This is a genomic window from Streptococcus gwangjuensis (assembly GCF_028156745.1).
Lineage (GTDB): Bacteria > Bacillota > Bacilli > Lactobacillales > Streptococcaceae > Streptococcus > Streptococcus gwangjuense_A.
The window spans coordinates 1-13,341 of sequence record NZ_JAODJG010000034.1; the positions used below are offsets into that span (position 1 = coordinate 1).

Below are 13,341 nucleotides of genomic sequence, written 5' to 3' on the forward strand. Positions count from 1 at the left end.
TGGTAGCGTTGGGTATTACAGCAACCTAACAGCTTCATTTGAAGGTATTGACGGTCTAACTGCTGTAAAAGATTATATTGGTTTGCACTCTGACACTACTATTAGTGGTAGTCGTGCAGGATTGCTTGGGAAAAATCCTGAATATTTTGCTGAAATTGTAAATCCAAAGGCAGGCGATTCATTCACGCTTCACAATGTTGCTGAAAGTAAAGATGGTAAGAAAATCTCTGCTAAGTTTACTTTTAATAGTGCTGAAGCTTATTTTGTAAAAGATGGAAAACCGTTAAGTGATACTAGAATTTATGTTCGTAAAGATAATGGAAGTGGCTCTATTAACTTTGTATATGGGAACTTGATTCAATTTGATACTAAAGTTGATTTATTCTATGAAAAGACAAATAAACCTGCTGTGACAGCGATTGCTTCAACTTTCAACGACATTGACTGGGGACAGGAGTTACGCTTCACTTACCAAGACGGTTCAGAAGGCATTGTCCTTAACCCTAACGGTTCAGATGTTAAGAAAATTACTCGTGGTGGCAAAGAATATTTTAAGGGCGAACATAAGTCTGCTAGTGGTAAATATTACGAAAACGTTGGAGACGAGTCAGATATTCCACTTGGTTCACTTCTTTCTGTTGGATATGGTTCTAGCTTTAATTTTGCTTATCATATCGGTGCAGGTGTGGCAAGTGAGGAAGAAATTGAGTCAAAACGAGCAGAAGTAATCAGACAAAATGGTGGCAAAAACCTTGCCGATAAGGATATTTTCTATCAAGATGGTTGGGCTGTTGGATTGTTTGGTAAAGCAAGTTCAACTGTGCCAATTACTATCCCTTTGGATCCTCCACGTAAACCTGAATTGAAACAAAAGGATACCAAAGAAATTCCTAAACCTAAATTGGAAAAACCAAAAGAGTTTGTACCTCGTCCAACACTTCCAACTCCACCTGCTCCAACTCCACCAGAGAAGAAAAAAATTCCTGAAATGCCTTTAGTTCCTACTGTCAAAGTGAACTATTCACGCTTGCGTGTGAAACCATTAACTCCAAAACCTAAAAAGGCTATTGTTGATACATTCGGACATAATATTGATGGGGCTAATACATTCGATAAGAATGTAAAATTCCGTTTGACTACTGATTATAAGCCTTATTCAACGTTTACTGCTGATTCTAAAACTTATGGTAAGACATGGGCTATGGCAGATGATGTTCAAGATGGTGCTTACAAGGTAGATGACAGCAAAATCACTATGAAGGATTCTACTGGTAAAGATGTTAAAGCGCTCTTTAATATGTACCATGTTCTTTCTGAAAAACAACGCACAAAAGAAATTCAAAGCATTTTGAAAGAAGCTGGTTTGAATCCTAAAGGCGAATTTTACCTTTGGGTAGCGAAAGATTCTGCTTCATTCTATAAAAACTATGTGAAACCAGTTAAGAATATCACGATTGAGCTTCCTGCACGTTTGCTTGTAGAAAAAGGCAAAATTGTGAAAAATGATTTCCATCAAATTGACTTTGGAAATGCCTTTGTCTCTAACTTGGTAACTGTGCAAGTTCCTGACTTGAAACCTGAAAAACACGCTTTGGATTACAAAGATAACTCTAAGGTGCGTGACGGTCAAGAAATTCAAATTGGCGAGTACTTACGTTACCTCTTGAACGGTGTGACTGTGCCTTCTAAGCACGATACTCTTTATCAATATGACGGTATTGATATGCTTGACTTGAAGCATGACAGATACACAGGAAATTGGTCAGGAATTATTCGTGGTACTGAATATGTAGCTGAAAAAGACTTGGTTCTTCCTTATGATGTAGTCTTGTCTGACGGTAAAGTGGTTAAGGCAGGAGACAAGATTGCTAAAGGCTCTGCGTATGCCTTCCAGTTAGAGTTTGACCAAAGTACAAACTCTGACTTTATCAAGAAAATTGTTAAAGTAACATGGAATGAAAAAGCTGGTAAGTGGGCATATTCTATTGACAAAGACTTCTTGAACTCTTTAGGAGTGAAAGGTACGTTTGACGCTGATTTTTATATTGAAGTCGAACGTATTGCAAGTGGTGATGTTGAAAATAAATTTTTGAACATTGTCAACGGTCAAGAAATGGAAGCTAAAGTTGTAACTCATACTCTTGAGCAACCAAAACCACAAGAACCTAAGAAACCATCTTTACCGAACACTGGTACTGCTTCTAGTATGCTTGGATTTGTAGGAACTGGTATCTTGTCTATGTTAGGTTTAGTTGGGATTAAGCGTAAAAAAGATTAAGATATTGTTGTTAGGGCGATAATAAAACAGGACTTATCGTCCTTTATTTTTTTAAAGAAAAAATGTAAATAGAAAAGGAAATTGAAAAAAATGGCAAAAATTAAAAAACTCCCTGTGGGATTGAATGTGATTGGATCTAAAGTTGTTGTGAGTCCAAAGTTTCGTGAAGTAGTCAATGGTTCGTATGATGATTTTGTACCTTTCCGAGAATTTGAGATTTCAGGGGATAAACAAAGTACGGTAACTATTCGTGTATATGGTTTGGCAAATTCTGATGTTCCTAAAACAAGAGGTCTTACATTTGTTAAGTCAGTTTCAGGGCTTAATATGGTGACACGTTTGGTTGGCACAAAAGAAGAGATTCAATTTGAAGCGACTGAATTGCGTTTTGAGAAATAAATTATAGGAAATAGGAGAAAAAAATAATGGCTTTTAGTATTCGTAAATTTAATAATGCAGAAATTCCTGTTGATGCAAAAGAATTGCTTGGTAAATTGCAATTTATCAGTTTTATTGAAAATTTTAAAATGGTAGATGGTTCACCTGTTGATTATCCAACGCATGCAGAAGTTTTTTCGGATAAAATGCAAGAAATTATTCCAGTTAAATTGGAAGAAGGTATTTCTGTAGAAGATATTCCTATGATGTCTGAAGTTGAACTTGTTGGTGATGTCACAATTTGGATTTATGAAGATTCATATACAATTTCACGTGGAAACAACAATGTTTCTGAGGTTAAAGGTCATGCTTTTGCCTTGCGTGCTGAAAATGTTAAGCGTGTAGGTGGAGGTCAACCTAAACAAGAACAGAAGCAGGATCAAAAATCTGAGCAAAAACAGGAACATAAGGGATAATTTCTAAAGGAGAAAAGATATGAGTTTATTTCCAGCGTATCGTGGAATTAAGATTAAGCCTTACATGGAAAATTTAAGATACTTTATCTTTTCTTTTTTCTTTTTGTTGTTTAGTCCGATATTAGGATTTTATATTTATCAAAATTTAGAGAAACTAAAAAATGCTGATGTTCCTTCGATAGTGATTGTCAGTTTGATGGTGATAGTGTTTAGTTTGATTAGTCTTTATTTGACTTGGTTTTCACAAGAACGTTTTTTCTTTTTTCAAAAGTTAGAAAGACTTGCTAAACTTGCTTTCTTTTTGAAAGAAAATGGATATTCTTATACGAAAAAGATTAAGACGGATTCAGGAACAAGAGATAAAGTAGTTTTTCCAGCAGTTTATATGAAACAGAATCGGTATGATTTGGAAATTGCTTTTAAAATGGCTGGGAATAAGTTTCAAGATAAGTTTAAGAAGATTGGTTCAGATTTAGAAACAACCTTTTTTATGGACTTTATGGAAGTTCAGGACGATATTAAATTTAAAACTTATAAGATGGCTTATTCAGCGTTTCAGAATCGTATTAAGATTAGTGATGTTGAATATTCTAGTAAAGGTATTCAATTAATGAAGAATCTTTATTGGAATCCTATTGATGATCCTCATTTGCTGGTTTGTGGTGGTACTGGTGGTGGTAAGACAGTTCTTTTAAGAACTCTGATTCGTGCTATGGCTAAAGTTGGAGTAGTGGATATATGCGATCCTAAACAAGCAGACTTTGTTACTATGTCGGAGCAGAAAGCCTTTGAAGGTCGTATTTCTTATGAGGTTGAAGATATTGTTTCTATGATTGAAAGAGCAGTTCAAATTATGTTCGCTCGCTATGCTTATATGCGTAAAATGCGTGAAGAAAATGGCGACAAGGATTTGAAGAAGTTTTTTGAATATGGACTTGAACCTTATTTTTTAGTTTGTGATGAATATAATGCCTTGTGCGCTATGCTTGATTTTCAGACAAGACAACGTTTAGACAATGCTATGGGCCAATTTTTACTACTTGGAAGGCAGGCTGGCTGCTTTGCGGTTATCGCTATGCAGAAGCCTTCAAGAGAAGATTTAGGCTCAAAACTGCAAGCGAATATTAATTTCCGAATTTCTGTTGGTCGATTGGACGAGGTTGGATATGATTTAGCCTTTGGAGAAGTTAATAGGAATAAGGAATTTAAGTATGTGAAATATCTTGCTGGTAAACGTGTTTATGGTCGTGGGTATGCTAGCGTATATGGAGAAGTCGCAAGAGAATTTTATTCTCCTTTGTTAGAAAAGGGATTCTCCTTTACTGATGAATATGAGAAGATTGAGCGACGAGAAAATCTTTTCAATCCTTTAGAAAATCCGAAAGCTGAATTGTCAGAAGAAGAAAAAGAAAATCTTCAAGCAGAAATGGAAGCTAAAGAAGAACTTGAAAAAGGTTCTGTTAAAAAGGCTAGTCCTGAATTGGTTCAGGAGTTGATGTCTAGTAAACAAAAAGAAAGTGGAAATGATTTAGTAAGAACGTTTGCGTTTTCTAAAGAAATTGGTGTGTCTGCTGGTTCAATGAAGAATTTGGTAGATAAGTTAGATGGTATTTTAGAATTTGAAAAGGAAGATAATGTAGTGTATTTGAATGAGGTTCAAAGAAATATCATAAAGGATTTATTTGAATTGAAACAGAATACAACTCAAAATTGGAGTGAGATTTTGGAAGATTTCCCTTTTGATGAATACTGATTTGGTTAGTTGTGAGGGGATTCTCCCCTCTTTTTTGGTTACTGTGCTAGTTGGTACAATCCAGCTTGCTAGTAGCTAGTAGCAGGAGCGAGGAAGCGAGTGCGACGAGCGACTGCGTGTACTAGCGTGTACTAGCAGGCTGGATTGTGCGAATTAACCCCCTATGACTAATAGGGGGGTAGAAGATGTGCGTAGAAGCATAAAGCCTTGATAATACTGACTTTTTGGGCTTAAAAAATGCAACACTATTGAAAAGTAAGGAGAAATATGGAATTTGAGAATCTAAACAAGGTGCAAAAGATGTACGCTTTTTCAGATCAAGAAATGTCTAGCTATTTAGAAATAGATAGAGCAACATTATATAGATGGAAAGAAGCTGGTGAGATTCCTGAGTCTTATGATTTGAAAGTGAATGCGTTGATAGCTTTTAAAGAAGGTGTGCGTGATAGTGGATTTTCTTTGGAAGGAAAGGTTGACTATGTGAAGGTTACATTTAAAACGCAAGATTATATTGATGTGATAGCAAAGGTATTATGTCTGCAAAATAAACCGTTTCTTGAAGAAGAAAAAGGTGGTTCAGGATATGATACAAAATATACTTTTCAAAATATCAATGTTTTTATTTCAAAGAAAAGGGAAGATATGGGCTGTATGATTGAGTTAAAAGGTCAAGCATGCAGACAGTATGAGTGGTATTTTGAAAATGAGCAGAAGTCAAGTTGGAGAGATTTCTTTATTCGTTGTTTTGAGTATGAACGTGCCATTTCACAAGGTGAGGGGAAATTTATGAATATTCCTCGGCTTGATATAGCGCTAGATGAAAAGTATAACGAAAATGGAAATTTTGAACTTGGTAAGCTAGTTGATCTTTGGGATAGTGGTTTGGTTGAAAGTCGATTGACAATGAAACAGATTGAAGATAACGGTCAATATGGAAAAGCAAAAACGATTTACTTTGGTTCTCGTCAGTCTGCTTATCATTTCTGTTTTTATCAGAAAGATATTGAGCAGGCAAAGAAACTTGGTCTTGATATAGATTTGATTCATTCGTCATTGAAATTCAAAAATCGTTATGAAGTAAGAATGTGTGATGATGTCGCTTTGGACTTTGTAAGAAAATCCTTGAATGAAAAAATTGATATGGCCAGACTTGCTGTTTGGGTGATAAACAGCAAGATAAAAGTCTTTGAAAGAATGAATGGCGACAAAGTTTTGAATCGTGAGTGGTATTCACTTTTAGGTGAAGTTGATAGAATTGGTTTTTCAACCTCACCTGTAGAAACTGGTTTCTTTGACAAACAGTATAGATGGTTGAATGAAAATGTTTCAGGTGTGACTGCATTGATAAAAAAGTGGGAGAGTATTACTGGGGATAACAAACTAAAGAAGATTCTCTTTGATGGAGAAATAAGTGATAAAAACTGGAAAAAATTGGAGCAAGCGAGGGTAGCTTATGAGAAAAATTTACAAGAAAGTAGGTACTGATTCTGTAGTAGTAAATAACAGTAACTTGGTATGTTCAACTGATAGTGGGTTAAAGTCTGTTAGTCATTATTTACCTACCTTTGAGGGGAATGAAAATCTAACAGTTATACCTATAGAATCTGAGCGAATGTTTTTGCCTTATTTTAGAGATTATGTCATTGACTGGTCAAGAATGCCTGATGAAGTGAATGCGATTCTTGATATTAAGAAAAAGGCAGATTGAGAGGTCAGTATATGAGTAAGAAAAAAATTACTGATGAAAAATTGAGAAAGTTAGTTTTTTTAATTCCTGCTCGTTATTTCTATGAAGGGGTTGTGACAAGTGATAAAGCTAGAAATTATCAAGATTATATAGATATTCAATGTCAAACCTATAGAAAGACTAAAAGTCGTAAAGATTGGCAAGAGGTAAAAAGACTTACTAAAGAGTATGAGGAGTTTTTAGCCAATGAAGTAGATATTAAGCGAAAGTTGTTGCTGTTTGGATTGATGAAACGTGATCAGAAAGAAAGACAAAGTGTGTATTTGTTGCTGGTTAAGAAATATCATTTAGAAAGATGGGTTTGAAGATGGTTAGAATTTTGAAGTGGTTAAGAGAAGTCCTGCGCTTTATGTGTTTGAATTATATATTGCCTATGGTTGTATTTCTTGTTGTAAATTTGATTAGTGGCAACTCTAAAATCGCTTTTATTTTTTTTAGTATTACGCTAGTTGCAGGAGTTGTGATGAATTTTAAAGAATTGGATAGGTCGCTATATGATAAGTATGATAAAGATGATTTTTAAAATTATACATTTTTTGATTTTAAATACTTTTGTTGGATTGATCGTGTCGGTGTTAACGTATGTAGTGACAGGAAACATTAAAATTTCTATTTTTGTGTTTATTCTGATGTTGGCAGGTGGTGTATTTTTTGAATGAAAAGGAAGGTTTTTATGGAGTGAAAATTAAGAAGCGTTCTCCTGCATGATTGCTGGAAAAAAGTAAAAGCTAAAAAATAGAAAATGAGGTATAAAAAAATGGATTTAAGTGGAAAAGATAAACAAATTATTGAATTGTCGAATGAACTCGCGAAAAAACTAAAATCGAAAGAATTTGATTTAGCGTGGAAGAATGCTGGTGAATTGAGTTCGCTTCTCAAAAATGATGAAGAATTGCAACTACCGTATCAAGTTATTGAGTGTATCAAGCGTGATTTGAATAGTTACTATGATATGAACAAGCAACTTAACAAGGTAACAACTCGTGCCTTTGCGATTGGTTCTAGTTTTGAGCGTTCAGCTTCAATTTAAGTAAATGAATGAAGGAAGTCAAATATGGCTTCCTTTTTTATTTGGAAGGAGAAAGAATGAGTATTAAAGTCGTCTATGATAAGTTTTCTGATGTATGTCAGTATTACAATTTTGGAAAAAAGTTGCTGGATGAACCTGCAAAGATTATTGAACGCTTAGATGAACACTTTGACGGTGTAGAGTTTGGACAGTTTGATGGTAACAACCCTGATAATGTGTATGTCAATTCGTTTACAGAAGTTGATACGCAGGAAGCATTGATTGATTTTGCAGGTATTTTGAATCATGGAGAATATGAGCAGTTAGTCAATGAAGATCGTTTGTCTGCTTATGTAGAAGAACATGAAGAAGAAATTGCTAGTCGTTTAGGAGATTCCTATGTATTTCTAGGGCATGAAGGTAATAGCTGGTACTTTCTGCAATAAAAAAATAGTTGATAGTGAATATGGCTTCAAAAGTATTGATTAAGAATCCAAAAAATGGAAGGCAGGCTTGGTTTGGCTTGCCTTTATATTTTGGAAAGTTGTCTGTGATTGGTTTGAGTGGTTCTTATGATGAACAGATTGAAATTGTTGATTATGAGGGCGATTCATTTATTGGATATGGTGTCTTTACTGTTGCTGATTTGGAACAGTTGAATAGACAAGTAGAAGGCTAGTTAAGAAAGGAGAAAATATGGACTTAATAGCTTTAATTATGGATACACGGTCAAAGAAAGTGAAACAATTTTCTTTACCTGCTGATGTGGAATACATTGCTTCTGAGTTTGGATATGATAGAGAAGATGTTGTTTTTACTATTCAATCTATTGAAGAATTAACTGCTTTGAATTGTGAAGGCTTAACTTTAGAATTAGCGAATGAACTTGCTGAAAACGTGGAAGATGTTGATGAAGATTTGGTTCTATCATTTATTGAATCAGAAAGTTCTGATCCAAAATATTTAGCAAGTGTAGAATTTGATGATTGTAGTTTATATTCTGATGTTGCTACTGATAGAGAATTAGGTGAATATCTTGTAGAGGAAGTTGGTGTAGAACTTTCTAAGGAAAAACTGCTTCTGTATATTGACTATGAAAAGTTTGGTCGTGATGTTCGTTTGGAAGAAGGTGGTAGCTTTGTAGATAAAGGTTACTTTGTATCAAGATGATAGCAAATATAAGGGTTTTAAGGGAAGGAAATTTTGAATTTCTCTGTGAACTAGATATTATGAAGTACAGTCAAGAACAGGTTCTTGAAAGAATAAATGAAAGAGGAATTGATAAAGACAACTTTTTTATTTGTGGAATTTCTGATTGGGAAGTGGATAAAATCATGTCGTTAGACGAGGTTTACTTGCTGAAGAAAGCAGTGTTGGAATTATATGATGGTGATGAATACATTGTCAAATTTCAATTGCAGCGTTATGTGCCTGTAACTAAAATTGTGACTACATATTATAGATTTTGTTCTAAAGATGAAGCGCAAACTTTCTTTGAAGTAACAAAAGGATTAGACTATCAATCTGTTGTAAATTATATCTGTGAGACTGGAAGTTGGTTAATAGCTTTTCAAGGATTCGTAGAGCAGGGAGAAATCTTAAATACCCCTATTGGCTTCTACAAGAAAGTTAATTTGTAAACATAGAAAGGAAAAAATGAGAAATTTATATTTAAAGAAGCCAAGAAAAGAAAAGCAAGTAAAAATGAAACAGATAAGTCAAAAAAAATCGAATAGTATTTTTTTAGCAGGCTTGTCTGTTTTTATTCTTTTCTGTGGTTTAACAATGTTTGTTTCTTTAAGGACAAGTTCAAAAATGTTGGATAGATTGACAAATTCACCAGTTGTTGAGTCTAAAAAAGAAACAGATCGTAAGTTGGAACAGTTCTTAGATGGATTTGTGAGTAGATATTTTACCTATAATTCACAAAATGGTTCTAGTGAAGATGATGTAGCGAAGTTGAATGAATACTATGGAAGTATTCCAGAGGTTAAGAATCAAGGTCAATCGAAGCAGGAAATGTCGGTAGTTAGCGCTCGTATGTTACTTGCTAAAGATGGTATAGCTGTATATCGTATTGTTTATGATACAAAAAAAGATGACAAGAATCAGCGTGTAGGTATAGAATTCTCGATTCCATACGGAGAAAAAGACGGTAAATACTATGTAGCTGGTTTACCTTGGTTTTCTCCTGTAAGTGATTTTAAGGCTGATGGTGTGGGAAAAGAAACTCATTTGGCTTTACTGGATAATGATGAAATTGGGGAAGGTAAAAGAAAGAAATTAGTTTCGTTCTTAGAATTATTCTTTAAAAATTACACAACTAGTCAAGCGAATTTAGATTTAATTTCTAAAGATATTAAGTCTATTGGTGGTGCAACATTTAAGAGTTTAGATTATACCTACTTTAAAGAAAAAGATGGGAAAATCTTGGCTTATGCTCAGATTACTTTAGAAGTAGCTGGTTCAACTCATAGCGAGAATTTTAGCTTTGAGTTAAGAGAAGATAAAGATAGTTATTTTGTAGAAAAGATGGAACATACAATTCCATTAGACTACAACAAGAAAGAAGAAAAAGGAGAATAAGATAGATGGCGTTATTTAGTTTTTTAGTTTCTAAGTTTGGTGTTCCAGCAGTAGCATTTTTTGCAGGAATGAAAGCATTGAAAGCATGGAAGGAGCAACAGTTAGGAAAACTAGTTATCATTGTTTTGGTAGCTGGATTTATTCTTTTCTTTTTAGAAAATCCTGAAACAGTATTAAATGCAACTAAACCTATTTGGTCAAAATTGATTGAAGTAGTTAAGTAGGAATGAAGAATGGAAAGAAAAGACAAGAAGCTGTATGTCTATACAACAGCATTTAGACAGCCTGTTTGGGTGCATAAATTAAATGAAGAATTTAGTTTACCATTTGCAATTAAAATGTCTGCGATTGTCTATTGCCTAGTAATTTTAGTGTTAGCCTGGTTTTTACTAGGCTTTATTCCTTACCTTGATTGGGGTTGGCGCTTTATGGCTGCTGCATTTGCTGGTTGGCAACTTGGGAATCTGTTAGCTGATTATAAGTTAGATGGAAAGACATTATTTAGATTTATTTATGAGTATTTGATTTTTTGGAAGGAATACGATAGTCAGCGAAAGAAAATATATATTTGTAAAGGAAAAAAATATGAGAAAGTGAGAAGTATCAAAGGTGGAATTATCAAATAATATTTGGTCGGTTGCTGATGGTTTGATTCTGTTAAAAGATGGAACGGTTTTATCCGTATTTGAAATTGAATCACAAGTTGTCAATACGATTGAAGAAACGAAAAAGGAGACTAGTAAGGATATTGTTTATAATTGTTTAGCTAGTTTGGCAGAGTACAATGATCTAAGTATTCATAGCTTACATATTGATTTAGAATTGGCTAAGAAAATTGCTTTGTTATCACAAGATATTGAGCAAGGTCAAGGGACAAGTCCTTTAGGAAATTATATTGTATCTACAATGAAGTCACGATTGGAAGAAGAAGTAAGCTACCTCTTTGAGTATAAGCATTATCTTGTAGTTCCTTTGAAATCAGTTAATGTAACCTCGGACTTTAAACTAACTGTTGAACAGACGATAGAAACTTATCGTAAAAATGTGATGAAAATGGTTGGTTTTGAAGAATTACCAAAAGTTGACTGGTGGAAGGCTTGGCAAAACCAGAAAGATGTGATTCAAACTAAAATCCATGCTTTGAACGTGAAAGAAGTTTCAAAAGCTGATTTAGAATTATTGAATCGACTTCATTTTCTTGGTGGTCAAACCTATGATAAAGAAAGTGAGTTGATTGCACTTGAAAATTCGATTGAGAATGTAGATGAAACAATTATTGAAGTTGTTGATGGGAATGCTTTGAAATTGACCAATGGTCAGGAAACAAGTTATGTAGCGACAATTCCTGTTGTTTCATATCCAAAAAATGTATCTTATCTTCATCTACAAGAAGAACTCCAAAATCTTGAATTTCCTGTTGATAGTATGTATAAAATCCGTTTTTCAACGCAAAAAGGTTTTTTCTCACTTTTATCCAGGGCAAGAAACAAACGTAAGAATCTTGGGAATACGGTAAATGAAACAGCAGAAAATGATGATGTTCAAAAGATTGAAGTTTTGGAAAGCCATCAGTTGTTAGAAGATTTTCAGGAGAAACATGACAATAAAGAATTGATGATTACCTATCTTCATACCTTAACCATTACAGCAGACAGTTTGGAAGAATTGAATCTTAAATTTGATATTCTGTTTGCACGGTTGAAAGAATTGGAAGTAGAAGTTGTCAAGGCTGTTGCAGATCGAGTATATCTATTCTATAAGAGTAGATTGACAGAAATTCTTGATAATAAAAAGGAATCATTTCTTCAATATGGAAGTCTACGTGGACTTTGTGAGAATCTAATGTTTACGACTAAGAAGGTTGGAACAGAAATTGGTTTTCCTATTGGTCGTGTTGATAATGAGATTTCTTCATGGTATGGAGATTTTCAAAAGGCTCTTGATTCAAGTACAAATATTGTGTTTTCAAATTTATTACAAGCGAATAAAGTTGGAGTGAAGGGTAAGGAAACAAGCAATCCTCATACAGCTATAACTGGTTCAACTGGAAATGGTAAGTCATTCTTAACTAAGTTATTATTTACCTATCATTCTTTATTGAAAACAAAAGTATTGTATATTGATCCAAAAGCAGAAATGAAAAAACAATATTTAACTGTGTTATCTGAATTGGAAAAAAATGATGAATTTTATGAACTTCAAGAATATATCAAGTCAATCAATTTTGTGACTTTGAATATGAAAGATAAGAATAATAGAGGTGTTCTTGATCCATTCTCATTCTTACAAGATGAAGCTGAACTGACAGAGTTAGCAACTGTGCTTGTAGGTTCTGTATTGGATAAAGATACCTATATCAAGGTTCAACCACATTTGTTAGATTCGATTGACAAAGTGATTGAACGAAGGAAAGCTGGTGAGAAAGTCGGTATGTTACAAGTCTTTGATGAATTAGAGAAAAATTCAAAGGAAGATGTTGAGACTGCTGGATATTTCTTAAAAAGAATTTCAAAAAATTCTTTATTGTCACTTTGTTTTTCTGATGGAAGCCAAAATGTTCTGAAGGTTGATAATAAAATTACAATCGTTGAAATTACTGGTTTGGATATGCCAAAAGGTACAGATAAAGATGAAATGACTGAAAGTCAATTAAGAAGTTTGACTGTCATGTATTCTTTAACCTATTTCTGTGCGATTTTTGGTGAACGTGAAAAGGACAAGGAAACAATGTTATTCCTTGACGAAGCATGGCAGATTATGTCAACTCCTGCTGGAAGGCAGGTAGTGAATCGAATTAAGCGTACTGGACGATCATTCAATAATTTCTTAGTGTTGGTAACTCAATCAGTAAGAGATTTGAAAACAAGTGAAGATGGAACTGGATTTGGTACAGTATTTGCTTTTCCTGAAAATTCAGAAACAGAAGCTATTTTGAAACATTTGCGTGTAGAAGATAACGATTCTTCACGTTCTTGGCTTGAAAATCAAACAATGGGTCAATGTATCTATTATGATACGTTTGGAAGAAAAGAGCGTATTACAGTAGATGGTACACTTTATCCTATTTTAATGAAATTATTTGAAACAGTAGAAACAGAATTAGTTGCTGTATAG

The 13,341-nt window shown here is 33.8% G+C and carries 16 protein-coding genes; all 16 read left to right on the forward strand.

Annotated features, from left to right (window positions below; translation table 11 throughout):
- Nucleotides 1-2,278: SspB-related isopeptide-forming adhesin (locus N5909_RS05330; RefSeq protein ID WP_271630920.1), on the forward strand; the 2,278-nt coding region annotated here is incomplete at its 5' end.
- A 90-nt stretch (nucleotides 2,279-2,368) separates the two neighbouring features.
- Entirely contained in the window at nucleotides 2,369-2,677 is a 309-nt protein-coding gene (locus N5909_RS05335; RefSeq protein ID WP_271630922.1) for a hypothetical protein, read from the forward strand.
- A gap of 26 nt (nucleotides 2,678-2,703) precedes the next feature.
- Nucleotides 2,704-3,132, forward strand: a complete 429-nt coding sequence (locus tag N5909_RS05340) for a hypothetical protein (protein WP_271630923.1) — start codon at nucleotides 2,704-2,706, stop codon at nucleotides 3,130-3,132.
- Between the two features lie 19 nt (nucleotides 3,133-3,151).
- Nucleotides 3,152-4,885 (forward strand): FtsK/SpoIIIE domain-containing protein, encoded by a 1,734-nt coding sequence (locus N5909_RS05345; protein ID WP_271630924.1) that lies wholly within the window; start codon nucleotides 3,152-3,154, stop codon nucleotides 4,883-4,885.
- A 267-nt stretch (nucleotides 4,886-5,152) separates the two neighbouring features.
- A complete protein-coding gene (locus tag N5909_RS05350) occupies nucleotides 5,153-6,370 on the forward strand; it encodes a replication initiation factor domain-containing protein (protein ID WP_271630925.1) in 1,218 nt (405 codons plus the stop codon).
- On the forward strand, nucleotides 6,339-6,593 hold the full coding sequence (locus tag N5909_RS05355; RefSeq protein WP_271630926.1) for a hypothetical protein: 255 nt from the start codon (nucleotides 6,339-6,341) through the stop codon (nucleotides 6,591-6,593). The genes N5909_RS05350 and N5909_RS05355 overlap by 32 nt, the downstream gene beginning before the upstream one ends.
- An 11-nt stretch (nucleotides 6,594-6,604) precedes the next feature.
- Nucleotides 6,605-6,937, forward strand: coding sequence for a hypothetical protein (locus tag N5909_RS05360; RefSeq protein ID WP_049538732.1), 333 nt, complete (start codon nucleotides 6,605-6,607; stop codon nucleotides 6,935-6,937).
- 452 nt (nucleotides 6,938-7,389) lie between these two features.
- Nucleotides 7,390-7,662, forward strand: coding sequence for a hypothetical protein (locus N5909_RS05365; protein ID WP_271630927.1), 273 nt, complete (start codon nucleotides 7,390-7,392; stop codon nucleotides 7,660-7,662).
- Nucleotides 7,663-7,718: 56 nt separating this feature from the next.
- Nucleotides 7,719-8,087, forward strand: a complete 369-nt coding sequence (locus N5909_RS05370) for a hypothetical protein (protein ID WP_271630929.1) — start codon at nucleotides 7,719-7,721, stop codon at nucleotides 8,085-8,087.
- A gap of 20 nt (nucleotides 8,088-8,107) precedes the next feature.
- On the forward strand, nucleotides 8,108-8,320 hold the full coding sequence (locus N5909_RS05375) for a hypothetical protein (protein ID WP_271630930.1): 213 nt from the start codon (nucleotides 8,108-8,110) through the stop codon (nucleotides 8,318-8,320).
- A 17-nt stretch (nucleotides 8,321-8,337) separates the two neighbouring features.
- Nucleotides 8,338-8,811 (forward strand): antirestriction protein ArdA, encoded by a 474-nt coding sequence (locus N5909_RS05380; protein WP_271630931.1) that lies wholly within the window; start codon nucleotides 8,338-8,340, stop codon nucleotides 8,809-8,811.
- Complete coding sequence (locus tag N5909_RS05385) at nucleotides 8,808-9,281, forward strand: hypothetical protein (RefSeq protein WP_271630932.1); 474 nt, start codon at nucleotides 8,808-8,810, stop codon at nucleotides 9,279-9,281. Before N5909_RS05380 ends, N5909_RS05385 begins: the two co-directional genes overlap by 4 nt.
- A gap of 16 nt (nucleotides 9,282-9,297) precedes the next feature.
- Nucleotides 9,298-10,227, forward strand: a complete 930-nt coding sequence (locus tag N5909_RS05390; protein ID WP_271630933.1) for a conjugal transfer protein — start codon at nucleotides 9,298-9,300, stop codon at nucleotides 10,225-10,227.
- Between the two features lie 5 nt (nucleotides 10,228-10,232).
- Entirely contained in the window at nucleotides 10,233-10,451 is a 219-nt protein-coding gene (locus N5909_RS05395; protein ID WP_125429781.1) for a TcpD family membrane protein, read from the forward strand.
- 9 nt (nucleotides 10,452-10,460) lie between these two features.
- Nucleotides 10,461-10,853, forward strand: coding sequence for a TcpE family conjugal transfer membrane protein (locus tag N5909_RS05400; protein ID WP_271630934.1), 393 nt, complete (start codon nucleotides 10,461-10,463; stop codon nucleotides 10,851-10,853).
- Nucleotides 10,837-13,341: an ATP-binding protein gene (locus N5909_RS05405; RefSeq protein ID WP_271630935.1), complete on the forward strand. Its 2,505-nt coding sequence runs from the start codon at nucleotides 10,837-10,839 to the stop codon at nucleotides 13,339-13,341. The genes N5909_RS05400 and N5909_RS05405 overlap by 17 nt, the downstream gene beginning before the upstream one ends.

Excerpts from the sequence above, each read along its gene's own strand:
- N5909_RS05335 (WP_271630922.1), top strand. The coding sequence starts at position 2,369 with ATGGCAAAAATTAAAAAACTCCCTGTGGGATTGAATGTGATTGGATCT.
- N5909_RS05380 (WP_271630931.1), top strand. The coding sequence starts at position 8,338 with ATGGACTTAATAGCTTTAATTATGGATACACGGTCAAAGAAAGTGAAA.
- N5909_RS05375 (WP_271630930.1), top strand. The coding sequence starts at position 8,108 with ATGGCTTCAAAAGTATTGATTAAGAATCCAAAAAATGGAAGGCAGGCT.
- N5909_RS05400 (WP_271630934.1), top strand. The coding sequence starts at position 10,461 with ATGGAAAGAAAAGACAAGAAGCTGTATGTCTATACAACAGCATTTAGA.
- N5909_RS05340 (WP_271630923.1), top strand. The coding sequence starts at position 2,704 with ATGGCTTTTAGTATTCGTAAATTTAATAATGCAGAAATTCCTGTTGAT.
- N5909_RS05350 (WP_271630925.1), top strand. The coding sequence starts at position 5,153 with ATGGAATTTGAGAATCTAAACAAGGTGCAAAAGATGTACGCTTTTTCA.
- N5909_RS05390 (WP_271630933.1), top strand. The coding sequence starts at position 9,298 with ATGAGAAATTTATATTTAAAGAAGCCAAGAAAAGAAAAGCAAGTAAAA.
- N5909_RS05345 (WP_271630924.1), top strand. The coding sequence starts at position 3,152 with ATGAGTTTATTTCCAGCGTATCGTGGAATTAAGATTAAGCCTTACATG.
- N5909_RS05360 (WP_049538732.1), top strand. The coding sequence starts at position 6,605 with ATGAGTAAGAAAAAAATTACTGATGAAAAATTGAGAAAGTTAGTTTTT.
- N5909_RS05395 (WP_125429781.1), top strand. The coding sequence starts at position 10,233 with ATGGCGTTATTTAGTTTTTTAGTTTCTAAGTTTGGTGTTCCAGCAGTA.
- N5909_RS05365 (WP_271630927.1), top strand. The coding sequence starts at position 7,390 with ATGGATTTAAGTGGAAAAGATAAACAAATTATTGAATTGTCGAATGAA.
- N5909_RS05385 (WP_271630932.1), top strand. The coding sequence starts at position 8,808 with ATGATAGCAAATATAAGGGTTTTAAGGGAAGGAAATTTTGAATTTCTC.
- N5909_RS05355 (WP_271630926.1), top strand. The coding sequence starts at position 6,339 with ATGAGAAAAATTTACAAGAAAGTAGGTACTGATTCTGTAGTAGTAAAT.
- N5909_RS05370 (WP_271630929.1), top strand. The coding sequence starts at position 7,719 with ATGAGTATTAAAGTCGTCTATGATAAGTTTTCTGATGTATGTCAGTAT.